Below are 26,475 nucleotides of genomic sequence, written 5' to 3'. Positions count from 1 at the left end.
TAATGGGGCGAATACCTAGTTCACTCGGGGCCCATCCATTAGGGGCTCATCGCCGATTAGGGGAATTTCCCCGTATCTGCCCCGCCGCAGGTAACAGCGGCCTATCGGCAACCGACAGATCGGGTGGGACGTCGGCCACCCTGGCGATCTCGTTGTCCACACCGTCTACCGGTCCACCGGAAGTCCTGCGAACGGGGTTGTCCAATGACAGAGCGTCTGGCGCTCGGCATCACTGTCGGAGCCGCGAATTCGGTCGCCGCGGCCACCACCGCCGACGGGGCTGGTGCCACTGTCCGCAGACACCGCAGCACCCTGCTGCTCGGCGCGGACGGCTCGATCGGGTTCGCCGACGCCACCCGTCACGCGCGCGGAGTGGTCGTCGACGACTACCTGTCCAGGGTCGGCGACCCGGTAGACATGCTGGCAGAGGACGGTTCGACACACGACGCGGCCGACCTCGTCGCCGCAGCGACCCGCGCGCTGGTCACCGAACTCTCCGGCGCCGCAGGCGAATCCGCCGAGGTGGCGACCATCGTCGCGTGCTGCCCCGTATGGTGGCCGGAGCAGACAATCGAGAACGCGCGGGCCGCGCTCGCGCGCGCGGGACTGCCAGAAGTGACATTGGTCCCAGAGCCGCTGGCCGCGGTGCGCCGGTACGAGATGGAGAACGGCCTGCTCGACGACGGCGCGCTGGCCGTGTACGACCTGGGCGCGAGCGGCCTGACGGTCACCGTGCTACGCACCGGCGAACAGGCCGGTCTGCTGGGCGCGCCGGTGCACAGCACCGCGATCGCCGGCTCGGAATTCGATTTGCTGACGATGCGCTACGTCCTGGCAAATGTTCTGGACGGAAATGATATCGATCCATTCGACCCGGCCGTCGAACAAGAACTTTCGGCATTGCGAGCCCGCTGCAGAAATGCGAAAGAGGAGCTCTCCAGAATTACCGCGACGGTGGTTCCGGTGGGCATGCTCGACCCCACCGGCCGCATCGAACAGGTCAGGCTGACCCGCGGCGAACTCGAAGATCTGCTGCGGCCGACCCTGCTCGACTCGATGAACCTGCTCCGCGACGCGGTGCGCCGCGCCGGACTCACCCCCGGCGATGTCAGCCGGGTGCTGCTCACCGGTGGCGGCGGGGCGATCCCGCTGGTCGCCGAGCTGATCTCGACCGAATTCGGGCTGCCCGTCACCGCCTGCGCCGACCCGGCGACCAGCGCGGCGCACGGTGCGGCCGAGATCGCGCTGGACGTGGCCGCGATCTCCGTGCCCACCGAGGCCATCCCCGCCGTGCCCGCGGCGCCGGTGGCGGCGGCACCGGTCGTCGAGGAGCTCGCGCTGCCGCCCGCCGACCCCGAACCCGCCCGGATGTCGTCGGCCAAACGCGCGGCGCTCGTCGCCGCGGCGGCCTTGACCATGGCTGCCCTGGCCACCGGCACCCTCGCGATCGGCGGCGTCACCCAGCCCACGCCGAGCGGACCCGACGCGACGACGAGCGCGCCGCTCGCCCCCGGCGCCGCCGCGTCGACCAGCACCGGCGGAACTCCCGGGTCGGCGCCGAACACCACGGACTCGACCGTCGCCGATCCGTCCGGGCCTGGCGCGACCAGCGCCGCCGTGCCGCCGGGTGCGATCCCGGTCGGCACCACCGAAGGGGCACCCGCGGGCGCGCCCGGCGCGGGAACGCCCGCACCGGCCGGCGCGACCACCGACGGCACCACGGCACCCGCACCGGCAGCTGGACAACCCGCCACCGGGCAACCCGCGCAGGCGCCACCCGCCGAACAGCCGCAGTCCCCCGCCCCCGCTCCGGCCCCCGCACCAGCCCCAGCGCCCTCCCCCGCCCCGCGCCCGCAGGTCCCGCCCATCAAGGTGAACCCCGGTGACCTGCTCGACGGCGTCGGCGGCGCGGTCGAGGAGACCATCGAAACGGGCACGCAGCTGCCGGGCCGGGTCCTCGGAGGAAACGGTGGCTGATATCGCCCTCGACACCTTCCCGAACGCCCGAACCATCTTCCGCGAACTCGACGCCGCAGCTCAGCAGCCGGTACTGCTGCTGATCCGCGGCCGGGCGGGAACCGGAAAGTCGATGCTGCTCAAGGCCGTTCGCGCGCATCTACGCGGCCGCGACATCCCGGTCGCCGAATCCGCGCGCGACAACGGCCGCTCGGTGCTCATCGCCGACAACGTCCACCGCTACACCGACGCCGAGCTACACACCCTGTGCGCGGCGATCGAATCCGGAAATCGTTCGATCGTTCTGGCCGCCCAGCCGCGCCCTCACGACCCCCGGCTGCGCGCCCTGTCCGAAGCCGTCGCGCGCCACGGCCGCACGGTGGACCTACGTGCGCTGGGCAGCGCCGACATCGCGGCGTTCGCCAGGGAACTCGGCATGGCCGTGTCCCAGCCCCTGGCGCTGCACATCCACCAGTTGACCGCAGGCATTCCCGGCGGCGTGGTCGCGGCGCTGACCGCGGCGCGCTCGGCGCCGCTCGAGGCGTGCGTGAGCGCCGTCGACGACGCCGTCACCGCATGGACGCGCACCATCCTGGACACGATCGAACCCGACCTGCTCGAAACGCTGGTCATCGCCGCGACCGGAACCGGTTTGGACGCAACCGAACTCACCGAGGTACTCGGCGTCGGCCCCGACACCGCGCACGACCTGATCGACCGCGCCAGGGCGGGCGCACTGGTCACCGACGCCGACCTGCTCCTCGCGCCCGCGGTGGCCCCGCTGCGCACCCTGCTCGGCGACCGCCGCTACGTCGAGGTGCAGCGCAGGCTGCTCACCGCGCGGATCGACTCCGGCCTGCTGCGCGATCGGACGGCGCTGATCCTGGCCGAGTCCGGCGTCGTCGATCCCCGTCTCGCCGAATTCCTGTGCCGCACAGCGGAGAAGTCCGATCAGGCGACCCGCTACTACGCCGCCGCGGCCGCGGCTGGTGCCCCGGTCGAGTCGATCGCGGTGCGCTGGGCCGAGGCCGCGGCACACGCCGGTGACACCGACACCGCGCTCCGCCTGGCCGAACCACTGCTGACCGCGGACGGCGTCGCCCACACCGAACTCGTTGCCGCGGTACGCATCTGCGCGGGCGTGCTCACCCGGCGCGGCTTGGTCAGCCGCGCGGCCGGCCTATACACCTGGCTCGGCCCCGACCGCGTCGGTGCCGACTGGGCCCCCGCGGCGATGGTGCTCACCCTCGCGGGCGACCTCGCGGGCGCGGCACAGATGTCCGGCGCCGCACAGCGCTGGCCGCCGACCGAGGCCGACGCGGGCGCGCGACTCATCGCCTCCGCGCTGCACGAATCGCTCGATCCCCACGGCGCGGGCACGACGGCCGCGATCTCCACCCTGATCCAAGCGGGCAACACCGGCGACGATCGATACCTGCCGAGCACCGCGGTCTCGATCGCCACGCTGCTCTGCCTCGGCGCCGGTGAGCCGAGCCGCGCCAGGGACTCGCTGGCCAGGGCTGCCACGGGCGGGGGCGCTCAGCTGCCGGTGCTCGGGGCCTGGACCGCTCTGCTCGGGGGCGACGAACGCGGCGCGGCGAGCACACTCGCCGGGATCGACATCGCCGCGCTCGCCCCACGCGATCAGCTCCTCGCGCACGCCCTCGCGGTGGGACTGGCCCGCCGTGGCGGCGATCACGCGGCTCTCGCGCGCGCCTGGCAGGCCGCCTGCCCGCTGTTCGACCAGCTCGAGGCCGACCTGCTGAGCCTGCTGCCGATCGGCGAACTGTGGCTGGCCGGCATCCGGCTACGCGATGTGCGCCGGATCGAACCGCTCGTCGACGCGGCCAAGTCGCTGCTGCGCAAACTCGGTCGCGCGCCCGCCTGGACCAACTCCTTCCACTGGTACGGAGTGCAGGCCGCGCTGGCCGACGAATCGCCCCAGGAGCTGCTACCCCACGCCCACGCGCTGAAGACGGCCGCGGAGGCCGGCGACCGGCAGGCGGTCGTGCTGGCCGACGCCGGACGCACCTGGGTGCTCGTGCTGCGCGGCAACGTCGCGGCGGCCGAGGTGCAGGCCGCGGTGTCGGCGCTGGCCGAACTCGGGCTCACCTGGGACGCCGCCCGCCTGGCCAGCGAGGCCGCGCTCGCGGCGGGCGATTCGGCGACCGCGACCACCCTGCTCAAGCTCGCCCGGTCGGTGCGGGTTCAAGCCCAGCCCGTCGAACCGTCGCGACCTGCGCCGCAGCCGCTGCCGCAGACACCGGCCGGGCCTGCGCCGCTGACCGGCGAGGCCGCCGCGCTCAGCGATCGCGAGCGCGAGGTTGCCGAGCTGGTGCTGCTCGGTCTGACCTATCGGGAGATCGGCGCACGGCTGTACATTTCCGCGAAAACCGTGGAGCATCACGTCGCGCGAATCCGACGCCGGATAGGCGCGCGCTCACGATCGGAATTATTGTCAATGCTCCGCGCCATGGGACACGGTTCACTGCTGGTGTAACTCGACGCGGACGACGTCGACGCCGAAGCGAGGTAAATCGGATGGCCACTGGGGTCGGCCTGCGCATGGCCGATGACGAGTGCATCGCCGTGGTGGTCACCGAGGACGACGCGGTGCGGATCGTCGCGCGCGATGCGGTGCTGCACATGTCCGACGACGGTGACGCGGCCCTCGGCGGGCCCGCGCCGTCCGGGCACACCCACTCGATCTCCGGTTTCGTCCGCGCGGTCGGCGACCCGGCCGGGGTGGATGTCGACGGCGGCGAGGCCTACCGCGCCGAGGATTTGCTGGCGACGGCGATGTTCTGCCTCATCGATCTCACCACCGAGCACCTCAGCGGCCCCGCCGAGTTCTACGCAACGCATCCGGCGCACTGGTCGCCGGAGATCGTGCGCGGTGTGCGCGAGGCGCTGGACTATCTGGGCCTGAAGTCGGTGGCGCTGCTGGGCGAGGACGAGCTGCCGCCCGCCGCCGACGACGCCGACGCGGGGCGGTCGTTCGCGACGGCCGCGGCCCAGGCCGCGCTGGTCGCGGTGCTGGCGACACCGGCGGGCGCGACACCGCCCGATCCGATCGTCACCGAGAACTCGATGGTCGCTACCGATGTGATGCCCGCGCTGCCACGTCCGGCGGCGACCGCGCAGGCGTATTCGGCGGCGATGCCGGTGATGTCACAGCCGACGAAGGCGCTGAACCCGACCACGGCCATGCCGGTCGTGGCGGTGGAACCACCGGCGCCCGCGCAGCGCAGCCGGACCCCGCTGCTGATCGCCGCCGCCGCGCTCGTCGGGCTGCTGCTCGGCGGCGTCGCGGTCTCGGTGGTGCTCAGCGGTTCCGAGCCGACCACTCCGCCGCCGATCTCCGACGCGCGCCCCGACTCGCTCACCGTGACGCCGACGCCGCCGCCCGCGCTGCCCCCGCCGCCGGTCGCCGAAACCGCCACGCTGGAGCCGGTCGTCACCGCGACCACCGAGCCCGAACCGGAGCCGACGACCAGCACCGAAGCACCGCCGACGACCACGCCGGAACCGACCACCACCGCGCCGTCGACCCCGCCGGGCCGCAGCACCACGCGCCCGCTGCTGCCGTTCCAGAACTACCCGCCGGGCTCACTTCCCTCACCCATGCGGATTCCCGGCTACAACTGATCCGGTGCGGGGGTACCGTAACCGCGCCCGCTGCGCGATCGTGCCCTAGAGTGATGCGCTGATCGACATCACAGCCGCCGGCGGTGGTCTCGATCACTCGTGCCGACGAAGGGATTTCATGCGCAAGTTGGTGGCGCGTCGCGCCGCAGTCAAGGCAGCCTCCGCCGGTTTCGCCGCGACTGTTCTCCTGGCACCACTAGTCGGCTCAGGTTTGGCTTCGGCCGAACCCGCTGCGCCGCTTCAGCTTTCCGCGGACGCCCTGCCCGCCGAACTGGTGACGGCGATCTCGCGCGACCTCGGGATGACCCCGACCGAATACCTCGACCGCGCCGCCCGCGCGCAGCAACTGCGCGACTACGCCGCCAGCTTCCGCGCCGAGAACCCCGACTCCTTCGCCGGCGCCTGGCTGACCCCGGAAGGCAAGGCCGTCGTCGCGGTCACCAACGCCGACGCGGGCAAGCTCGCCGCGGCCGACGGGTACCAGACCCACCTCGCCCCGATCTCGGCCACCGGCCTGGAAGGCGCGCTGCTGCAACTGAGCCAGTGGATCGCGAGCCTGCCGCGCGAGATCTCGGAGCCGATCAGCTCGGTCGCCATCGACGTGCTCAACAGCCAGCTGGTGCTCAACATCGCCAACACCGGCACCGGCCACCTGCTGAACCTGCCGACCCTGATCGCCACCATCAAGGTGGTGATCTCCCCCGGCGGCGGCGGACCGGTCGAGCGCAAGCCGATGGGCGGCGACACCTACATCACCGCGACCAAGGACCTGCACGACGCGACCCTGCGCGGCGTCGACGTGTGCTCGTTCGGCTTCAACAGCACCGACGCCGCGGGCAACGCGCTCAATATCTCGGCGGGCCACTGCAACCCGAACATCGACAAGGGTGGCAGCGCGCCGGTCTACGTGCCGAACGTGCGCGACATCCCGAACAGCCCCGAGGTCGGTTCGTTCGCCAAGGCCGTGCTCGGCGGGCCCGCCGCGCTGGACTACTCGGTGATCACGCTGAACGAGCGCGCGGTCAACGCGGGCATGGATCAGCCACGGGTGCGCGGCGCGAACGGCACGACGCTGGCGATCACCGGCACCGCCGAACCGGTCACCGGCGCCCCGGTCTGCAAGACCGGCCAGTCCTCCACCTTCACCTGCGGCTTCGTTTCGGCGGATCGGGTGGAGACCCAGCTGTTCACCGCCGAGGGCGTCAGCAAGACCATCCGTGGCTTCGCCAGCACCGCCTGCACCCTGGGCGGCGACAGCGGCGGCGCGATCGTCTCCGGCACGCTCGCGCTGGGCATCACCAGCGGCTCCAACGCCTCCGAGGCGCCCAACTGCACCGAGGCCAACACCCAGCTGGCCCCCTACGGCGGCACGGCCTCGCTCGGTGTGCCGATCCGGCCCATTCTGGCCGATATCGAGGCCACCTCCGGCGGGGGTCTCGGCAGCGGAATCACGGTGCGTACCAAGCCGAACGCCGGCTGACTCGATAACGAACCGACTACACGGACCGGGTGAGCGAAATCTCTTGCCCGGTCCGAGTAGGCATAACCCGCTCGAGCCCATATAGTTCGATCATGCTCCTGCCACGTATGGGTCGCACCCCGTCCGCGCGAAGCTCGAGAAGAGCTCGGAAGTCCGTGATCGCCGCTTCGGCGGCGATTTTGCTGTTCGGCCCCACGATGGCGGTTGCCGATGCGCAGCCCGCGCCCGACCTGCCCGCCCAGCTGGTGGAGGCGGTCACCCGCGATCTGAAGATCTCCCCGGAGGAGTACCTGCGCCGCGCCGATATCGCGCAGCAGGTCGCCGCGTTCTCCACCACCGCTCAGCGCCAGTTCCCGCAGGCCTTCGCCGGCGCCTGGCTGAACGACGCCGGTAACGCCGTCGTCGCGCTCGCGCAGGCCCCCGGCGCCGATCAGGCTCGCGAGGCCGCGCAGTCGGCCGGTTTCGAGGTCCGCAACGTCGCCAAGAGCGAGTCCGCGCTGCGCGGTGAGAAGACCGCGTTCGAGAACTGGCTGGCCGCCGCGCCGCCGGAGGTCGCCGCCCTCGTGCGTGGCGTCGTCATCGACCCGGTGAACAACGCCATCGCGGTGCGTGTCGACCAGGCCGGTCTGCCGCTGCCGAGCTTCATCGACCCGTCCCGCGTCGTCGTCACCGCGCCGCCCGTGGCAGGCGAGCGCGTCGAGCTGAACGCCACCCCCGTGGCAGGCGACGGCAACGGCGCCCTGGCCGGCGGCGACGGCTACGCCTCGGTGATCGGCCGCAGCTCGCTGCGCTGCTCGCTGGGCTTCAACGGCACCGACCGCGCGGGCAACGTCGTCAACATCTCGGCGGGTCACTGCAACCCCGATCTCGGCACGGCCGGTACCGACGCCGCTGCCGCGGTCTACGAGCTCAACGGTGACCGCGCGGGTGCCCAGCTCGGCACCTTCTCGAAGTCGGTGCTCGGCGCGCAGGACTACTCGATCATCCGGATCAACGACAACGCCCGCCCCCGCTTCGAGAACAACCTCGTGCGCGTGCCGGGCAACGCCCCGATCGCCGTCGACGGCGTGGCCACCCCGGTGGTCGGCGCCCCGGTCTGCAAGTCGGGTGCGCGTACCGGCTTCAGCTGCGGCATCATCAACGGCGTCGACCAGACCGTGCAGGTCGGCGATCGGCAGATGACCCAGAGCTTCTCGGCCAACATCTGCGCCCTGCCCGGCGATTCCGGCGGCGCGATCGTGACCGGTCGCCTCGCGCTCGGCATCTCCAGCGCGTCGTCGGTCGCCGACTACCCGATCTGCGAGATCCCGAACATCATCGGCGCGATCACCGGTGACGTCCCGCAGCTGTTCGCGCAGCCGCTGAGCGTCGTCCTCTCGGACAACCCGGGCCTGGCGGTCCGCACCAACTGATCGCGGTTTCCGCAGGCACAGAGCAGCTCGGAAAGGCCGGTAGCAGTGCGCTACCGGCCTTTCCGGCGTCCAAGGCATGCTGGGGGCATGTGTTTGGTTCTGCTCGCCTGGCGGGCGCACCCCGAGTACCGGCTGATCGTGGCCGCCAACCGGGACGAGTTCTACACCCGCGACACCGAGTCGCTGCGCCGCTGGCCGGGGGAAATGCTGCTGGCCGGGCGTGATCTGGGCGCCGTCGCACCGGGCACCTGGCTGGGGCTGCGTACCGACGAACCGCGGTTCGCCACGGTCACCAATGTCCGCAATCCGCACGACACCCCGCCCCACCCGCGCTCCCGCGGCGCACTGCTGATGGACTACCTGCGCGGCGCCGCGGTGCCGTCGGACTACCTGGCCGGGGTCGCCGCCGCGCCGGACGACTACATCGGCTACAACCTGCTCGTCGGCGATCTGCGCACGCTGTGGTGGCATTCCAATCGCAGCGGCAGCGGGCCCGCCGAACTGGCGCCCGGTCTGCACGCGCTGTCCAATTCCGCGCACCTGGCGTCGGAGCCCGGATTGATCCACACCCATCCCCAGGCTCCGGTGGTCACCGGTGTGGGCGCGCCGCCGCTGTGGCCGAAGGTCGCCACCGGGCTGGCCGGTCTGCACGGCATCGTGGCGACCGCGCCGCATTCCGTCGAGGACTACTTCACGCTGCTCGCCGACCGCACCGAAGCGCCCGACGAGCTCCTGCCGCGCACCGGCATCCCGCTGGCGTTCGAGCGGGCGGCCTCGGCGCGCTTCGGCGCCCACGATCTGCACGGCACCCGCGCGAGCACGGTGCTGCTGGTACGCGAGGACGGTCACTACACCATGGTCGAGCGTACGTTCGGCCGTCACGGCGAAGCAGGCGGCTCGGAATCAGTGTCCGGGGTCGTCGATCTCGGCTGAGAACGCGGAAGGCCCCGCTCCGGATCGGAGCGGGGCCTTCGCGGTAAAGCGGTGAATCAGTTGGCCGGAGCGGCGGCCGGGGCGGCCTTCGGCTTCTCGGCCCACACGGTGGTGCCCTCGGGCGCCTGCATGACGTTGAGCAGCTCGATGCCCGCGGCCAGCATGGTCGGACCGCCGATGACGATCATGCCCAGGATGCCGCCGACAGCGGCGCCGAGCGGCAGACCGGCCAGGCAGCCGACACCGAACAGCGGCAGGCCGAAGACGCAACCGACGACGGCGCCGATGGCGGTGCCGACGAAGGTGCCGATCGCGGTGCCGATGCTGAACTTGCTGGAGAAGTCGTTGATCGCCTTCTGGTTCTCCTGCGCCGAGGCGATCGGATCAGCCTTGAGGACCGGCTTCACGCCGACCGGCTCGGTGCCCAGCTGCAGGCCTTCCGGCTTCTCCGGGGTCAGCTCGAGGACGGTGTTGTCCTTGGTGACCGCGGACTTGGTCGGGATGTCGGTGCCGTTGACGGTGAAGTCGATCGGCAGCGAGACGACCGTGGCACCGGTGGTGTCCTTGATCTCGGCGACCTTGGTCTTCGGCGCTTCGGGAGTCTCGCCGTCCTGCTCGACGATCGAGAAGGTGCCGTTCTGGAGGGTGGCGACGATGGTCTTGTCGACCAGCTTCACCGAGTACTTGATGTCCTGAGCCGGGGCGGGAACCGGCTCGGCGTGCGCAGTCCCCAGCGACACAGTCATGGCGCCGATAACCAGTGCGGCTGCCGCAGTGGTCCTACGGAAGTTCATTAAGGTTCCAATCCATCAGGTGTGGTGCCATGTACGATCCGCGACACGCGAGACCCGTCAAGCAGGAACACACCATGAGGTGCCCCTTACTTCTCCCCGAGCAGTGTGAAGACCGGCACAGCAGACAGAACAGCTGGAGCCTAATGGACCGAAACCTGGGAAGCCAGAAGCAATCTCGGTCGGCGGAGTAAGCCTGACCTTAGCTTCGCCGCAGATCACACACGGTTTACGGTGTTCACCAGCAGACTTGGGCACCTCGCGGCAAACATTTATGTGATATTGCTCACAGGCAAAATCCAGGTCAAGCCGCAGTAAACAAGGTCAGAGCACAAATGCCGATCCTACGGTGGACACCGGTAGTTACTGGCCGGTAACTTAGCGCCGGTTACGATACGAGCCAACCGGGTGAGTTCGTCTCGCCCCAAGACCCTCGTGTTGCCTCTAAAGAAAGGTCGCGACATGAATGCCCTGACAATCACGCTGGGCACGATCGGAGCCACGCTCAGCCTGTTGTGTTGGGCGTCGTTCTTCGGCGGCGTATGGAACATCGGCAAGGCGGTGACGATCGGCCAGTCGGCGCCGGACCGTTGGCGACCGTTCTTCCCGCGGTTCAAGACCATGGTCATCGAGTTCCTCGCCCACACCCGGATGAACAAGTTCCGCACCGTGGGCTGGGCGCACTGGCTGGTCATGATCGGCTTCATGGGCGGCGCGATGCTCTGGTTCGAGGCATACGGCCAGACCTTCGACCCCAAATTCCACTGGCCGATCATCGGCGACACCGCCGTCTACCACCTGTGGGACGAGATCCTCGGTATCGGCACCGTGGTCGGCATCGGCACGCTGATCATCATCCGGCAGCTGAACCACCCGCGGATCCCGGCGCGGCTGTCGCGCTTCAGCGGCTCCAAGTTCGCCCCCGCGTACGTGATCGAGGCGATCGTGCTGCTCGAGGGCCTCGGCATGATCTTCGTGAAGGCGGGCAAGCTCGCCACCTACGGCGGCGCGCACGCGTCCACCGACTTCTTCACCATGCAGATCGCCAAGCTGCTGCCCGCGAGCCCGACCATGGTGTCGCTCTTCGCGTTCGTCAAGCTGATGTCCGGCATGGCCTTCCTGTACCTGGTCGGCCGCAACGTCACGTGGGGCGTGGCCTGGCACCGCTTCTCGGCCTTCTTCAACATCTACTTCAAGCGTGAGGCCGACGGCACCGTCGCCCTCGGCGCGGCCAAGCCGATGATGTCCAACGGCAAGGTCCTCGACATGGAGAACGTCGACCCCGATGTCGACAACCTCGGTGTCGGCCGGATGGAGGACTTCTCCTGGAAGGGCTGGCTGGACTTCACCACCTGCACCGAGTGTGGTCGCTGCCAGTCGCAGTGCCCCGCCTGGAACACCGGTAAGCCGCTCTCTCCCAAGCTGCTGATCATGTCGCTGCGCGACCACGGTTACGCCGCGGCGCCGTACCTGCTGGCCGGTGGCCGTAAGGATCCCGGTGGCGACGAGATCGGTCTGGTCGACGCCGACGGCAAGCCCGACGAGGCGAAGCTGGCCAAGATCTCCGAAGCCGCCCGCGCCGAGGCCGAGCGTCCCCTGATCGGCGCCGAGGACGTGCACGGCGTCATCGATCCCGAGGTGCTGTGGTCCTGCACCACCTGTGGCGCCTGCGTCGAGCAGTGCCCGGTCGATATCGAGCACGTCGACCACATCATCGATATGCGCCGCTACCAGGTACTGATCGAGTCGGAGTTCCCCTCCGAGCTGGCCGGCCTGTTCAAGAACCTGGAGAACAAGGGCAACCCGTGGGGCCAGAACTCCAAGGACCGCCTCAACTGGATCAAGGAAGTCGACTTCGACATCCCGGTCTTCGGTAAGGACGCCGACAGCTTCGACGGCTACGAGTACCTGTTCTGGGTCGGCTGTGCGGGCGCCTACGAGGACCGCGCCAAGAAGACCACCAAGGCCGTGGCCGAACTCCTCGCCACCGCGGGCACCAAGTTCATGGTCCTGGGCGCGGAGGAGACCTGCACCGGTGACTCGGCTCGCCGCGCGGGCAACGAGTTCCTGTTCCAGCAGCTGGCCATGCAGAACATCGAGGTCATCAACTCGGTGTTCGAGGGTGTCGAGCAGTCGCGCAAGAAGATCGTCGTCACCTGCGCGCACTGCTTCAACACGCTCAACAACGAGTACCCGCAGGTCGGTGGCACCTACGAGGTCGTGCACCACACCCAGCTCCTCAACCGCCTGGTGCGGCAGAAGAAGCTGGTCCCGGTCGCGTCGGTGTCGCAGAACATCACCTACCACGACCCCTGCTACCTGGGTCGGCACAACAAGATCTACAACGCCCCGCGTGAGCTGATGGAGGCCTCGGGTTCGACCCTGGTCGAGATGCCGCGCCACGGCGAGCGGTCGATGTGCTGTGGTGCCGGTGGCGCCCGGATGTGGATGGAAGAGCAGCTCGGCAAGCGCATCAACGTCGACCGTGTCGACGAGGCGTTGTCGACCAACCCGACCAAGATCGCGACCGGCTGCCCGTTCTGCCGGGTCATGCTCAACGACGGTGTCACCGCGCGTCAGGAGCAGGGTCAGGGCGAGGGTGTCGAGGTTGTCGACGTCTCGCAGCTGATGCTGGACTCGATCACCCGCATCGACGCCGCCGAGCTGTCGGCCAACCTGCTGGTCGTCCAGGAGCCCAAGGCCGAGCCGGAACCCGAGCCCGAGCCGGAACCGGCCCCCGTCGCCGAAGTCGCGACCGAAGCCGCGCCGAAGGCCGCGCCTGCCGGCGGTGGTCTCGGAATGAAGGGTGCCGCCAAGGCACCCGGTGGTGGACTCGGCATGAAGGGTGCCGCCAAGGCTCCGGGCGCGAAGGCGCCTGCCGCCGAAGCCGCCCCGGCGGCCGAGGCTGCGCCGGCCAAGGGCCTCGGTATGAAGGGTGGCGCCAAGGCACCCGGTGGCGGACTCGGCATGAAGGGCGGCGCGAAGGCTCCGGCCGCTCCCGCCGAGGCAGCCGCTCCCGCCGAAGCCGCTCCCGCCCCGGCAGCCCCGCCGGTCAAGGGCCTCGGCCTCAAGGGCGGCGCCAAGGCTCCGGGTGCGAAGGCCCCCGGCGCCAAGGCTCCCGCCGCCCCGGCAGCCGAGACCGCTCCGGCAGCAGAAGCGGCCCCCGCCGCCGAAGCTCCCGCCGCGGCCCCGGTTTCGGCCGCAACCGAAACCAAGCCGACGGTCGCCGCCAAGGGCCTGGCCATGAAGTCCGGCTTCAAGCGCCCCGGCCCCAAGGCCCCCGGCGCCGCAGCCCCGGCCGCAGCTCCCGCGGCCCCGGCCGCACCGGAAGCTCCAGCCGAACCGGAAGCCCCCGCGGCGGAATCGGCCCCCAAGGCCGAGCCCACCAACGGCAACGGCAACGGCACCCCGCCGGTTGCCCCGCCGACCGCCAAGCCCGGCGGCCTAGGCTTCAAGTCCGGCGCGAAGGCCCCAGGCCGCAAGAACTGACGAACTGAACACAGCGAGAGGCGCGGATTCTTCGGAATCCGCGCCTCTTCGCTTCTCACATGACGGACTCCGATCCCGTGGACCGGTTCGGTCGACGCGCGAGCCCACGATTGTTGCTCTCCCCCGGGAAATCGTTCCGAGGGTAGAGGTGGTGGCCGACAGGTCGACCTAGGGTGAGCGAATGGTCGATGAACGAGTCGCGGTCTGGCTGCGCGCGCGGACGGCGCACGCGGACGCGGTCATCGTGATCGCGCTGATCACAGTGTGTTTCCTGGCCGGAGCGCTGGTCGACGCCGGTGCGGACTACTTCGCGTTCTCGGTGGCCCTGCTCGTTCCGCTGACCTGGCGGCGGAGATGGCCGGAGTGGTCGGCCGCGGTCGTCGCGGTGGTGGCGCTCGTCCAGTGGGCGACAGTCCAGGCCACGACCGGCGCGTTGCCCGCCGATATCGCCGTGCCGCTCGCGGTCTATACCCTCGCGGCCTACGCCGATCGGCGGGCGAGCCGCGCGGGTCTCGTGGTGGGGTTGGCCGGGGCGGCGCTGGGCGGCTGGAGTTGGCCGCAGCTTCCGATGCCGGTGTCGGCGCATGTCCTGGTCGGTGTGTCCTTGGCGGGCGCGGTCGTCGCGGCGTGGCTCGGCGGCGCCTGGCAGCGTGCCCGTCGCGGCGAGTTCGAGGCGCTGGCTCGGCAGACCGCGCTGCTCGAGCGCGAGCAGGAACAGCGGACCCGGTTGGCGGTGCTGTCCGAGCGGAACCGGATCGCCCGCGATATCCACGACATCCTCGCGCATTCGCTGGCCGTGATCGTCGCGCAGTCAGATGGTGGTCGCTACGCGGCGCTGGCCGAGCCGCGGCGCGCGGTCGAGGCGCTGGCGGCGATCGGTGACCAGGGCCGGACTGCCCTCGCCGAAACCCGCCGCGCCATCGGCATCCTTCGCGAGGACGACCGCGACGAGCCCGATCCCGCTCCGGCACCGGGGATCTCGGACTTGACCCGCCTGGCCGACGATCTGAGCGACGCGGGCCTGCCGGTGGATCTGACCGTCGACCTGGCCGGACAGCCGCTCGACACCGGCGTGAGCCTGGTCGTCTACCGCCTCGTCCAGGAGGGTCTGACCAATATCGTCAAACACGCCGGAGCCGGTGCGCGCGCGGAGGTTTCGGTGCGCGTCGATGATGCGTGCCTGCAGGTCAGTGTCCGGGACGACGGACACTCCGAGGGTAGGTCCGACCGCGCCGGATACGGCCTCGTCGGCATGCGTGAGCGGGTCGCCGCCTACGGCGGCAGCATGGAGTTGAGCCGTCGCTCCGACAGTGCCGGGCATCTGCTCCAGGCCCGCATTCCCTTGGCGGTCCACCGATGATCGGCGTGCTCCTGGTCGAGGACCAGGCCCTGGTACGGGCCGGGTTCCGCATGGTGGTCGACTCCCAGCCAGACCTTCGGGTACTCGGCGAAGCCGCCGACGGTGCCGCCGCCCTCGCCGCGGCCGGGCGACTGACTCCGGATGTGGTCGTCATGGATGTCCGGATGCCGGGGATGGACGGCATCGAGGCCACCCGTCGGCTGACGACCGCGCGCAATCCGCCCAAAGTGCTGGTCCTCACGACCTACGACCTCGACGATTACGCGGTCGCCGCCGTGCGCGCCGGCGCGAGCGGATTCCTGCTGAAAGAGGCTCCGGCGGAGGTCTTCCTGTCCGCGGTGCGCAGTGTGCACGCCGGTGACGCGGTGCTCGCCGCCTCCACCACCCGGCGCCTGCTCGATCGGCTCGCCCCGCCGATCGATCCGGCGGCGCGACGGCTGGTGGCCACCCTCACCGGCCGCGAGCGCGACGTGCTCACCGAAATGGCCAGAGGATCGTCCAATGCCGAGATCGCGGTGGCGCTCGACATCGGTGCGGGCACCGTGAAAACCCATGTGCGCCATATCCTCACGAAGCTGTCGGCGCGCGACCGGGTGCGGGCGGTCATCATCGCGCACGAAGCCGGACTCGCCCGCAGCGGGCGGCGCTAGCCCGTCACTCCCGTCGGCACAGGATGTCGGCCGAGGGCAGGACACCGTCGAGCAGATACCGCTCGACCGCGGTGTCGACGCAGCGCGAGCGCTCGAACAGGTATACGCCGTGCCGGAACACGCCGGTCATCGTCACCGAGCGCGACCCGGACAGCGCCTCGCGCAGTGCCCGCTGCCCGGCGATCGGTGCGACCGGATCTCCCTCGGCGCCGATGAGCAGTGCCGGGGCCGAGGTATCGATCTCGGTGGCGGGTTCGGCCGGGCGCGTCGGCCACACCGCGCAAGGGGTGAGGTGACGGGCCAAGGCGCCGAACAGTGGTTCGGCGGCGCGATGCTCCTCGATGTCGGCGTAGTGGGCATCGATGTCCCTGGCGGCTCGATCCGCGCATTGATTGGCGACTGTTGCGCTGAAACCGAATTCGGCGATCACCGCGGTCTCGGAGTAGAGGGCGAGCTTGCCGGTCAGGCTCGGCGGCACGTCGACCACCAGTCCGCGCGACGCGTCGGACAGCGCCCGCACGAGCGCGCCGAATTCGGTGTACGACTCGTCGGTGTCGTCGACGGTCAGCAGCAGGCCGGGAACCATGTCCGCCGTGAGCGTGATCCCGGCGACAATCGGGGGACGTGCGGCGACGCGGGCAACCAAGGCGTCCACCTCGGCGAGCACCGCCTCCTGTGTCGTACCGAGGCCCAGTTCCGGGTCGTTGTCGGCGGCCCAGCGGGCCCAGTCCGCCAGTGCCGCCGCGGTGGCCGGTGCCGTGGTGCGGGTGAGGTCAGGGCCCGGCGCCCGCGGGTCGAGGGCACTGTCGAGCACCATCCGGTCGACGTTGTCGCCGAACATCTGCAGGTAGACAGCGCCGAGATAGCTGCCCCACGACCATCCGAGATACGACAGCCGCTCCTGGCCGAGCAGTGTCCGCAGCAGATCGAGGTCGCGCGCCACGGCGCGGGTCGAGGCGTGCGGCAGCAGTTCCCGATGCGGTGTGCACCGCTGCGCCAGATCGCGCGCCACGTCGACGGTGCGGTCGAACCCGGCGCGGTCGGTCGGCGCGCCCTGCGCGAGGGCGAGATACTCGCCCGTCGGCCAGCCACAGTCGAGCGGACTGCTCTCACCGAAGAATCGCGGATCCAGCGCGACCAGGTCGTAGCTCTGCGCCAGCTCCTGCGCGGCCGGATAACCACCTTCGTGGCCCTCGAACAGCATCGACACCCCCTCGCGTGACGGGCCGGGTCCGCCGGTCTCCACGACCAAGGTCCCGTGCCGCCGGGCGGGATCGCTCGCGGGGCGCAGGGCGACCGCGATCGTGACCGTCGGCCCGGACGGTCGCGCGTAATCCACCGGCGCCTGGAACTCCCCACACCGCGCGCCCACCGCGGCCAGCCCGCGCCCCACCCCGTCCTCCGGCGAGGTGTCGCAGTCGTGCCATTCGATCCGCTGATTTACGATCCGGGCTGGCAGCGTTCCGTGCGACGGCGCTACGCGCTCCGGCGCCGCACAACCGATCACCGCTGCCGCGGCACACCCCGTCGCGACCGCCGCCGCACTCCGTCCACTGGTGAAGATTCCCATGGTCGAACGGTATTTCCGCCCCGCCGTCGTCCGCGTCTACCGCCTGAGTGACTTTGTCAGCCGCCCATTCCACCGCCGGGAAGAGGCCACCTCAGCAGTGCGCGAACCAGGCTTTCGCGTATCCCGCGGATTGGTAGGTGTAGTCCCAGGCCCAACGGGCCGGGGAGAGATGGGGTTTCGGGTCGACGAAGAGGAGATCGCCGGGCCAGCATTTGCCGAGGATGTAGCGGGCTCGGGAGATGTGGGGTGTGAAGGTGACGACGATGACGCGGGTCCAGTCGGTGCCGAGGCGGGCCAGTTCGCGGCCTTCGCCGAGGGTGGTGCGGGGGCTGGGGTCGAAGCAGATGACCTCGAAGCTGTAGCCGCCGTGGCAGATCCGGTTGACGATCGGGCTGTGCTCGTAGGGGTTGGAGATGAGGACGCGGGGTGCGTATCCCTCGGCAGCCAGGCGCAATCCGAGCTGTTCGCGGCCGTCGTGTGCCCCGCCGAGGATGAGAATCGCGTCGGCGCGAACCGGCTCGTCGGTCTGCGGCCGCACATAGACCGGCCACAGCGCGACCAACGCGACCAGTGCCGCGAGCAGCAGCGCACCCAGGACGACAAGCAACCGGCGCATCGGCCGATGCTAGCGACGCCACACCCACCCGACCCCCTGACACGTCCACACCCGCGGACACCCTGCACACCCACGATCCGAACCTTGCACCCACCGGAACCCATCACCGCAGGTAGAAGCCCCGAACTAGCGAACGACCAATCGATGTCTCCCCCTGTACACCAGATGTTGCGCCCGCTCTTGCCTCGCTGACGCGGCGTAGCCACGCGCGCGGCTTACCAACAGGAGTATGCGATGCACAGTCTTCGGAACGGGGTACCTGGGGGCCACGCATGCCGCGTGTATGGCCGAGCTGGGGCACGATGTGGTCGGGGTGGATGTGGATCCCGGCAAGGTGGCCAAACTGGCCGACGGTGTGGTGCCGTTCTACGAACCGGGACTGGACGAGGTGCTGCAACGCAACCTCGCCGCGGGCAGGCTGCGGTTCACCACCGACTACGAGGACGCCGCGGCCCACGCCGACGTGCACTTCCTCGGGGTCGGCACACCACAGAAGAAGGGTGAGTACGGCGCCGACCTGAAATACGTACACGCCGTTGTCGATACTCTCGCCCCGATGCTGGAGCGCCCGGCGATGATCGTCGGCAAGTCGACGGTCCCGGTGGGAACCGCTGCGGCGCTGGGTGATCGGGCCCGCGCGGCTGCGAACGTCGACGTCGAGGTCGCCTGGAACCCGGAGTTCCTGCGTGAGGGTTTCGCCGTGCAGGACACCCTGCGCCCCGACCGCCTCGTCCTCGGCCTCGACCACAGCCGCGAGCGTTCGGCCTGGGTCGAGCAGCAGATCCGCGACATCTACGCCGACCTGATCGCCGCCGAGATCCCCTTCCTGCTGACCGACCTGGCCACCGCCGAATTGGTGAAGGTCTCCGCGAATGCTTTCCTGGCGACCAAGATCTCGTTCATCAACGCGGTCTCGGAGGTCTGCGAGGCGACCGGCGCCGACGTGACGATGCTGGCCGACGCGCTCGGCTACGACGCCCGCATCGGCCGCCGATTCCTCAATGCCGGACTGGGTTTCGGCGGCGGCTGCCTGCCCAAGGACATCCGCGCGTTCATGGCCCGCTCCGGCGAGCTCGGCGCCGACCACGCGGTGGCGTTCCTGCGCGAGGTCGACAACATCAACATGCGCCGCCGCACCAAGGTGGTCGACATGGCCGCACGCGCCTGCGGCGGCTCGCTGCTCGGCGCGAACGTGGCGGTCCTCGGCGCGGCGTTCAAGCCGGAATCCGACGACGTCCGCGATTCGCCCGCGCTGAACGTGGCCGGGATGATCCAGCTGCACGGCGCGGTCGTCACCGTGTACGACCCGAAGGCTGTGGAGAATTCGCGCCGGGTCTTCCCGACGTTGAACTACGCCACCTCGGTCGCGGAGGCGTGCGATCGCGCCGATGTGGTGCTGGTCCTGACCGAATGGAACGAATTCACGGCGTTGACTCCGGCCGACCTGGACCCGGTGGTGCGGTCCCGTTCGATCATCGACGGTCGCAATTGCCTGGATCGCGCTACCTGGCGGGAAGCCGGGTGGGTGTACGCCGGACTCGGTACCCCGTAGAGTGGCGATCCAAGCGGGGGCTGCCGGACCATAGATCCGAGTATGCAGGCTCCGCATGTCGTGCAGTAGGAACGAGATGGGCAGCTGATGAGTGCGGTATTGGGAGTATCGGTGGGGGCCGGCACAGTACGCCTCGCACGCCCGCAGCACGGTGGCCCCCACGGGTTCGTCCCGCCGTACTCGTTCGAGCTGCACACCATTTCGATGCCCGAGCACCAGGCCGAGGAGTCCGCGGCCGACGCGATCGCCCAGGCGCTGGCCGCATCGCCCGAGGTCACCGCCACCACGGTCACCTTCCGCAGCGATCAGCAGGCCAGGGCGATCAGGGCCGCGATGGCACGCCGCCAGCTCACCAACTATCAGCTCGTCCCCGAAGCCGTCGCCGCCGTGCACTTCGCGCACGCGACCAGCGACATGCGCGAGGTGTCCACGCTGGCGGTCTACGACCTGGGCAGTTCGGGTCTCACCGTGAGCGTGATCAACGCGCGTACCAGTGATGTCTACCAGTGCGAGCGGATCAGCGACATCAGCGGCGACTACCTGGATTCGCTGATCAGGGAACAGCAGATCGCCTCCGGCCGGATCGCGCATCCGGCCGACCCGGTGGGGCTGGCCGAGCTGGACGCGCTGTGCCGGGCCGCCAAGGAACAGCTGTCGAGCAACAATGCGGTGGCGCTGCCCAGCGAGCAGGGCCTGGTGCTGCTCACTCAGGAGAACTTCGAAGCGCTGATGATGCTGGCGATCGAGTCGTCGGCGCGGATGACCCGCGATGTCATCATCCGCGCGCAGCAGCCGGTGCAGGCGATCATGGTGATCGGCGGTGGCGCCCGGATTCCGCTGATCGCGCGGGTATTGGAGCGCACGATCGGCGTTCCGGTGATCGTGCCCGCCGAGCCGGAGACGGCGCTGGCCCGCGGCGCGGCACTGCTGGCCCGGCCCGCGCAGGTGCAGCAGGCGCCGGTGGGTCCCCCGGCCGCGCCGATCGGTGACGCCGACGACGCGACCCCGGCATGGCTGACCGCGCCCGCTCGCCGTCGTCCGCTCAGCGCGCTGACCAACCGCGGCCACAACCGCCGCGAGCTGAATGCCGCTGTGCTGACGGTGAGTTCGCTGGTGGTGGTCGCCGCGATCGGTCTCGGCCTCGGCTACGGGCCGGAGGTGCTCGAGCGCGGCAATTCCAGCGACGGTTCGCAGGCGGTGCCCGCGACGACCTCGCCGCGTCCCTCGCCGGCAGGCCCGACCTCGGCCCCGGCATCGACCACCGACGCGATTCACGCGACCGTGGCCGCGCCACCCACCCATCAGCAGGGGTCCCAGACGACCACCTCGGCCTCACCGACACAGGGCCCCAACACCTTCACCGTGGTGCCGGGCCTGCCGCCGATCGTCGTGCCGACGCTGCCGCCGGTGGTGTTGCCGGGCTTCCCGCCGCCCGGTCAGTAGCTCAGTGCCTGGCGTGCCTGGCACGCTGCGGCGCCACCGCGACCGGCTTGGCGCCGAAGGGCCGGGCGAGCAGCACCGCGATACCGGTGGTCAACGGCACCGACAGCGCCAACGCGATACCACCGACCGCGGAGCGGGTGATCTCGATGGCGACCGCGTCACCGGTGAGCACGTCGGTGATGGATCGTCCGGCGACACTGAACAGCAGCAGCAGCGGCAGTGCGCCACCGGCGTAGGCGAGCACCAGGGTGTAGACGGTGCTGGCGATGTGGTCGCGACCGACGCGCATGGTGGCGGTGAAGATCTCGCCGCGCGAGGCACCCTCGTCGAGCGCGGCGAGTTCGAAGGCGGCCGAGGCCTGGGTGATGGTGACGTCGTTGAGCACGCCGAGCGAGCCGATGATGAACCCGGCCAGCAGCAGTCCGGTGATGCTGACGTGCTGAAGGTAGGTGGCCACGTTGGTGTTCTGCTCTTCGGACAGGCCGGTGAGGTTGGTGACCTCCAGCGTCAACCAGGACAGGAAGGCCGCCACCAGCATCGAGGCCAGCGTCCCGAGCAGCGCGGAACTGGTCCGCAGGTTCACCCCGTGCGCGAGGTAGAGCACCACGTAGAGGATCAGCGCTCCCGAGACCAGCGCGACCGGAATCGCGGGCTTGCCGTCGAGCAGCGCGGGCAGCAGGAATACGACGACGACGGCGAACGCGAAGAGCAGCCCGATCAGCGCCCTGAACCCGCGCCACCGCGCGACGACACAGATGACAACGACGAACGCCAGCACGATCAGCAGCAACGGCAGCCCGCGCGAGTAGTCCTCGAACGCGTACAGCGTCGTCCCGCTCGGATCCTCGGCCCGCACGACCCGGATGTCGTCACCGGCCCGCAGATCGGGTTGCCCTGGCCCCGGCGCGATTTCGAACAGCGTCTTGTCCCCCTTGTCGGGCCCCGACCGCAACTCGACGATGCTCCGCTGACACGTATAGGCCCCGGTCCGCGGGGGCTCGGGCTTGTCACTGAACACCTTCCCCTGCGAGGGACTCCCACAGGGCCCGATGTCCTGCAACACCACAGTCCCCGCCTCGGTATGCACCGCCTCCCCGGTAGCGGTCTGCATAGGCAACGGAATCTCGACGTGCTGCGCACTGGGCCACAGAATCACCGTCGCCACCAACACCACCACCCCGATGACAGCGAGCAGCACGACAACAACTTTCGCCGCGGTAGCCCCGATAGCGATAGGCCCTGAATGATCGTGATGGTGGTGATGATGATCGCTCACCGGCCGAGCTTAAAGGATCTCGTTTTCAAGAACGACCCGACGCAACCCACAAATCACGCAAGAACATGGGTAACTCACCGGGAACGGGCTACCTCGACCAACCCACCAACCACCGGCCGCAAACACAAACCTCCCCGCGCCTAGGTCTGGCCTAGATTCGCGGGGAGGCGGGTTTGTGGGGGCGGCGGAGAGCAGGGGGATGTCTCCGCCGCCCGCAGGCAGGCGCCCAGGGGGGTAGGCGCGCGTACCTGAGGCTCTCGATTGTCCAGGGGGGGTAGACAACCGGGCCGGGCGCCGAAGCACCGAGGACCACTGTACACAAAAGTTGGACTTTTGCACTAGTAGATCTCTAAAAACTCCAAGATTCCGAACATCGAGTCTGTTTTGGTCCCCCTATCCAGATGACCAGGTTGCCCAGAGCCCCGTAAACTCACAGGTCAAGACCCTGGCAGGTGAGCTCTCACTGCCGGTAACTGGACAAGAAGTTGCCGAACCGCTCGATCGCCACCGCCAGATCCCGCGCCCACGGCAGCGTCACGATCCGCAGATGATCGGTCGCCGGCCAGTTGAACCCGGTGCCCTGCACCATCAAGATCTTCTCCTGCAACAGCAGATCCAGCACGAGCTTTCCATCGTCGTGGATCTCGTGCACGTTGGGATCAAGACGCGGGAACGCGTACAGCGCGCCACGCGGCTTCACACACGACACACCCGGGATCATGTTCAGCCGCTCCCACGCCACATCGCGCTGTTCGAGCAGCCGCCCGCCGGGCAGGATCAGGTCCTCGATGCTCTGATGCCCGCCGAGCGCCACCTGAATCGCGTGCTGCGCGGGCACGTTCGGGCACAGTCGCGAGGAAGCGAGCAGGTCGATGCCCTCGAGGAAACCGGCGGCGTGTTCCTTCGGCCCGGTGATCGCGAGCCAGCCCGACCGGTATCCGGCCACCCGATACGCCTTGGACAGGCCGTTGAACGTCAGGCACAGCAGGTCGGGCGCGAGCGAGGCCAGCGAGACGTGCTTGGCGTCGTCGTAGAGGATCTTGTCGTAGATCTCGTCGGCCAGCAGCAGCAGCCGGTGCTTGCGCGCCAGGTCGACGATCTGCTGCAGCACCTCCGCCGAGTACACCGCACCCGTCGGATTGTTCGGGTTGATCACCAGCAGAGCCTTGGTCTTGTCGGTGATCTTGGATTCGATATCGGCGATATCGGGCTGCCAGCCGTTGGCCTCGTCACACAGGTAGTGCACCGGGGTACCGCCGGCGAGGCTGGTCATAGCCGTCCACAGCGGATAGTCCGGCGCCGGGATCATCACCTCGTCGCCGTTGTCGAGCAGCGCCTGCATGGTGACGGTGATCAGCTCGGAGACGCCGTTGCCCAGGTAGACGTCGTCCACGTCGAGCTCGGGGAAGCCGGGCACCAGTTCATAGCGGGTGACGATCGCGCGTCGCGCCGACAGGATGCCCTTGGACTCGGAGTACCCCTGCGCGTACGGCAGCGCCGCGATCATGTCGCGCATGATCACATCGGGCGCCTCGAACCCGAACGGCGCCGGATTGCCGATGTTCAGCTTGAGAATGCGGTGGCCCTCGGCCTCCAGCCGCGCTGCCTGTGCGTGTACCGGCCCACGAATCTCGTAGACCACGTCCTGCAGCTTCTTCGACTGCTCGAGGACGCGCGGCGGCACATGCGGGGTTTGAGGACTCACCCTGCCCATGGTGCCATCCGCCGCAAACCGGATTTCTCGGCACCGCCCCTCATCTGCCTGGTGGCAGGCCCGCGGCGGCGGTGGCGCCGCAGAATTCCTCGATCCGCTCGTCGAGCTGGCGCGCCTCGAAGGCGTCGCGATAGGCGGGCGCGGCGATGCGGCGCCGGACGCCGACCAGCCGCTCGCCGAGCTGGGCGATGCGGCGATCCTCGGGCAACCCGAGGACAGGGCGCAGGGCGTCGGCGGCGCCGTCGATGCTGCCGTTGATGAGGTGGGCCGCGGCGTTGTCGACCCGGGCCAGGGACTCGGCGCCGTAGGAGCGCTGGAGCGCGGGCCCGCTCGAGTACAGCGTGATGGCGCGTTCGGTGGCGGCCAGTGCCTGCTCGGCCCGGCCGAGCTGGATGCAGGTGGCGCCCGCGTAGTAGGCGGCCTTCGGCGCGCCGAAGCCGAACACGCCGCCGATCTCGTCGTGCAGTTCGTCGCGCCGGTCGCTCACCACGGCCTCGGCCGCGCGCAGGCAGCGATCGGTCTCGGCGTCGCTGCCCAGCCGCGCCCACACCCTGGCCTCGATATTGAGCAGCCGTACCCGCGCGAGCCCCTGGCCTGCGAATTCCTGTCCGCTGCGCGCCAATTGGACCGCGTTGCGCGGTCGGTCCGACCAGTTCTCGATGAGGGCGTGCATGCCCCTGGTCCACGCGCGTAAGCCGTTGTGCCCGCTCAGTTCGGCGTAAGCCCAAGCGGCCCTGATCTGTTCGCCCGCGGCGTCGAGGTAGCCGAGGTCGGTGCTCGCGTTGGCCATCAGACCCGACAGCGTGCCCGCGAGCAGGTAGAGGTGACTGGTGTCGACCGGCTTCTGCTGCCCGTCTAGTAGTCGGTACACCCGGCGCCGCACGCGCAGCATCTCCACCATCATCGGCGCCGGTGCGGCGTGCACGTATTCGTTGGCGATGCGCCGGACGTCGGCGTCGAGCTGGGCCAGCGTCGTCGCGCCGACATTGGTGCTCTCCGCGGCGGCCGCGTGCTCGCTCGCCTCGTGCGCTGCCGCCATGATCAACTCCCTCTCCGACATCACCTCGGGCACAGCGCTTTTGACCGCACCGGCGTCGACGAAGGCGAGCAGGTCGGCGTCGGCGCCGGTGGGCGCCAAAAGAGTAGAGAAACGTGCGCGGACCACGTCGTCGGAGCGAGCCAGCGACGTGTCGAGCGCGGCTTGATTCACCGGCCGCGGGCGCACGCGCTCGCCACCGGCCTCCCACTTCGACACCAGCCGTTCGTGCACGCCGAGATGAGCCGCGAACTCCCGGATGCTCATTCGTTTGGCATCGCGAAGGGCTCTGGCCTCTCTGCCTGTCCACTCCCCGACCACGGCGTCACCTTTCGCGACGGACGACTGACTCCAGAGTACGAGTGCGACAGTGAGACACGCCACAGCTTCGCGGAATCGGTTGCCTGAGGCAGTGAAAGGGCGGTGCGGGGCAGTGGTCACGAACGCGCGCACCCGGGATCCTTGGAAGAGTGGAAGCCAGAACTGTCGACGACTGGGTGTCTTGCTACCAGCGCGAATTCGGGCTACCCGTTCGCGAGCGTGGTGGCTTCGTGATGCTGCCGATCACCGATCGGCTCTGCGTGGTGCATTTGCCCACCACGCGAGCCGAGCTGGTGCTGGCGACGCTACGGGAGCAACGCAGGGCCGGGCCGGTGCTGGCCAGGCAGATCCGCTGGAGCCTGCTCGCCGACCCCGACGCCAGACCGCCCGCCGACGTGGCCACCGAACTGCGCGGCCTCGACATCGACGTCCCCGGCATCGGCAGCGCGGTCATGCTGCCGACCAGCCTGGGCCGATGGAGCCGCGAGGGCTGTCACTGGGTGCGCCCGCCCAGTGCCGACGACGTGTTACCGCCGCTGTCGCTGGTGCTGCACCTGGCCCTGTCGCTGACTTCTCAGCGGGTCTCGACGGCGTCGAGCGAGGCGGGCGGCAACGGGAAGTTGAGGTACGACCGCGATGGTGTCGGCCCGCGCTGCCCCTGATACTTCGATCCGGCCGCCGCGCTGCCGTACGGGTGCTCGGCCGGACTGGTCAGCCGGATCAGGCACAGCTGCCCGATCTTCATCCCCGGCCACAGCGTGATGGGCAGGTTCGCCACGTTCGACAGCTCCAGGGTGATGTGCCCGCTGAAGCCCGGGTCGATGAACCCCGCCGTCGAGTGGGTGAGCAGTCCCAGCCTGCCCAGGCTCGACTTGCCCTCGAGCCGTCCGGCCAGGTCGTCGGGCAGCGAGCACACCTCGAGCGTCGACCCGAGCACGAACTCGCCAGGGTGCAGCACGAACGGCTCACCCGGCTTCGGCTCGACCAGGCTGGTCAGCTCGTCCTGCTGCATGGCCGGATCGATATGGGTGTACCGACTGTTGTCGAACACCCGGAACAGCCCGTCGAGCCGCACGTCGATGCTCGACGGCTGCACCATCGACTCCAGCATCGGTTCGACACCGAGGCGCCCAGCGGCGATCTCGGCCCGGATATCACGATCGGAGAGCAGCACGCGCCCAGTTTAAGCAGCGGACGCCGCAGGTAGACCGCCCGCACCCGGGAAGCC

The 26,475-nt window shown here is 69.7% G+C and carries 19 protein-coding genes; 12 read left to right on the top strand and 7 right to left on the bottom strand.

Annotated features, from left to right (window positions below; genetic code table 11):
• Positions 1–204 precede the first annotated feature (204 nt).
• The 6 genes from IEY60_RS32975 to IEY60_RS32950 all read left to right on the top strand — a co-directional run bounded on the left by IEY60_RS32975 (position 205) and on the right by IEY60_RS32950 (position 9,429).
• Complete coding sequence (locus IEY60_RS32975; RefSeq protein WP_189034448.1) at positions 205–1,977, top strand: Hsp70 family protein; 1,773 nt, start codon at positions 205–207, stop codon at positions 1,975–1,977.
• Positions 1,970–4,456: a LuxR C-terminal-related transcriptional regulator gene (locus tag IEY60_RS32970; RefSeq protein WP_189034447.1), complete on the top strand. Its 2,487-nt coding sequence runs from the start codon at positions 1,970–1,972 to the stop codon at positions 4,454–4,456. Before IEY60_RS32975 ends, IEY60_RS32970 begins: the two co-directional genes overlap by 8 nt.
• Before the next feature lie 41 nt (positions 4,457–4,497).
• Complete coding sequence (locus tag IEY60_RS32965; protein WP_189034446.1) at positions 4,498–5,604, top strand: hypothetical protein; 1,107 nt, start codon at positions 4,498–4,500, stop codon at positions 5,602–5,604.
• Positions 5,605–5,722: 118 nt separating this feature from the next.
• Positions 5,723–7,084, top strand: a complete 1,362-nt coding sequence (locus IEY60_RS32960) for a S1 family peptidase (RefSeq protein WP_189034445.1) — start codon at positions 5,723–5,725, stop codon at positions 7,082–7,084.
• Positions 7,085–7,239: 155 nt separating this feature from the next.
• Positions 7,240–8,496 carry a S1 family peptidase gene (locus IEY60_RS32955; RefSeq protein ID WP_229740333.1) on the top strand — a complete coding sequence of 419 codons (1,257 nt, stop codon included), beginning with the start codon at positions 7,240–7,242 and terminating at the stop codon, positions 8,494–8,496.
• A gap of 87 nt (positions 8,497–8,583) precedes the next feature.
• The gene (locus IEY60_RS32950) at positions 8,584–9,429 is read left to right on the top strand and encodes an NRDE family protein (RefSeq protein WP_189034444.1); all 846 of its coding nucleotides are present in this window, start codon (positions 8,584–8,586) and stop codon (positions 9,427–9,429) included.
• 56 nt (positions 9,430–9,485) lie between these two features.
• On the opposite strand, the gene IEY60_RS32945 is transcribed toward IEY60_RS32950, so the two are convergent.
• Positions 9,486–10,175 carry a DUF8020 domain-containing protein gene (locus IEY60_RS32945; protein ID WP_189034443.1) on the bottom strand — a complete coding sequence of 230 codons (690 nt, stop codon included), beginning with the start codon at positions 10,173–10,175 and terminating at the stop codon, positions 9,486–9,488.
• Between the two features lie 507 nt (positions 10,176–10,682).
• Here IEY60_RS32945 and IEY60_RS32940 point away from each other — a divergent pair.
• From IEY60_RS32940 to IEY60_RS32930, 3 genes are all read left to right on the top strand, one after another.
• Complete coding sequence (locus tag IEY60_RS32940) at positions 10,683–13,709, top strand: (Fe-S)-binding protein (RefSeq protein ID WP_189034442.1); 3,027 nt, start codon at positions 10,683–10,685, stop codon at positions 13,707–13,709.
• Positions 13,710–13,890: 181 nt separating this feature from the next.
• Positions 13,891–15,069 carry a sensor histidine kinase gene (locus IEY60_RS32935; protein WP_189034441.1) on the top strand — a complete coding sequence of 393 codons (1,179 nt, stop codon included), beginning with the start codon at positions 13,891–13,893 and terminating at the stop codon, positions 15,067–15,069.
• Positions 15,066–15,719: a response regulator gene (locus IEY60_RS32930; protein ID WP_189034440.1), complete on the top strand. Its 654-nt coding sequence runs from the start codon at positions 15,066–15,068 to the stop codon at positions 15,717–15,719. Before IEY60_RS32935 ends, IEY60_RS32930 begins: the two co-directional genes overlap by 4 nt.
• Positions 15,720–15,723: 4 nt before the next feature.
• Here the strand turns inward: IEY60_RS32930 and IEY60_RS32925 are convergent, their stop codons facing one another.
• The gene (locus IEY60_RS32925) at positions 15,724–17,289 is read right to left on the bottom strand and encodes an alpha/beta hydrolase (protein WP_189034439.1); all 1,566 of its coding nucleotides are present in this window, start codon (positions 17,287–17,289) and stop codon (positions 15,724–15,726) included.
• Positions 17,290–17,380: 91 nt separating this feature from the next.
• Positions 17,381–17,905 (bottom strand): YdcF family protein, encoded by a 525-nt coding sequence (locus IEY60_RS32920; protein WP_189034438.1) that lies wholly within the window; start codon positions 17,903–17,905, stop codon positions 17,381–17,383.
• 229 nt (positions 17,906–18,134) lie between these two features.
• Here IEY60_RS32920 and IEY60_RS32915 point away from each other — a divergent pair, with 229 nt between their 5' ends.
• Positions 18,135–19,457, top strand: a complete 1,323-nt coding sequence (locus IEY60_RS32915; RefSeq protein WP_189034437.1) for a UDP-glucose dehydrogenase family protein — start codon at positions 18,135–18,137, stop codon at positions 19,455–19,457.
• Between the two features lie 87 nt (positions 19,458–19,544).
• Complete coding sequence (locus tag IEY60_RS32910; protein ID WP_229740332.1) at positions 19,545–20,900, top strand: DUF7159 family protein; 1,356 nt, start codon at positions 19,545–19,547, stop codon at positions 20,898–20,900.
• Between the two features lies 1 nt (position 20,901).
• Here the strand turns inward: IEY60_RS32910 and IEY60_RS32905 are convergent, their stop codons facing one another.
• The 3 genes from IEY60_RS32905 to IEY60_RS32895 form a co-directional block, all read right to left on the bottom strand.
• Positions 20,902–22,176: a YibE/F family protein gene (locus IEY60_RS32905; RefSeq protein ID WP_189034436.1), complete on the bottom strand. Its 1,275-nt coding sequence runs from the start codon at positions 22,174–22,176 to the stop codon at positions 20,902–20,904.
• A 460-nt stretch (positions 22,177–22,636) separates the two neighbouring features.
• Positions 22,637–23,890: a pyridoxal phosphate-dependent aminotransferase gene (locus tag IEY60_RS32900; protein WP_189034435.1), complete on the bottom strand. Its 1,254-nt coding sequence runs from the start codon at positions 23,888–23,890 to the stop codon at positions 22,637–22,639.
• 40 nt (positions 23,891–23,930) lie between these two features.
• On the bottom strand, positions 23,931–25,193 hold the full coding sequence (locus IEY60_RS32895) for a helix-turn-helix domain-containing protein (protein ID WP_189034434.1): 1,263 nt from the start codon (positions 25,191–25,193) through the stop codon (positions 23,931–23,933).
• A 203-nt stretch (positions 25,194–25,396) separates the two neighbouring features.
• On the opposite strand from IEY60_RS32895, the gene IEY60_RS32890 reads away from it, so the two are divergent.
• A complete protein-coding gene (locus IEY60_RS32890) occupies positions 25,397–25,909 on the top strand; it encodes a hypothetical protein (protein ID WP_229740331.1) in 513 nt (170 codons plus the stop codon).
• Here IEY60_RS32890 and dcd read toward each other — a convergent pair.
• On the bottom strand, positions 25,822–26,421 hold the full coding sequence (gene dcd, locus IEY60_RS32885; protein ID WP_189034433.1) for a dCTP deaminase: 600 nt from the start codon (positions 26,419–26,421) through the stop codon (positions 25,822–25,824). The genes IEY60_RS32890 and dcd overlap by 88 nt on opposite strands.
• Positions 26,422–26,475: the final 54 nt, after the last annotated feature.

The sequence above is a fragment of the Nocardia rhizosphaerihabitans genome, from assembly GCF_014646295.1.
GTDB classification, from domain to species: Bacteria; Actinomycetota; Actinomycetes; order Mycobacteriales; family Mycobacteriaceae; genus Nocardia; species Nocardia rhizosphaerihabitans.
The sequence above is the reverse complement of the archived record's forward strand: the minus strand, read 5'-3'. Positions and strand labels throughout refer to the sequence as shown.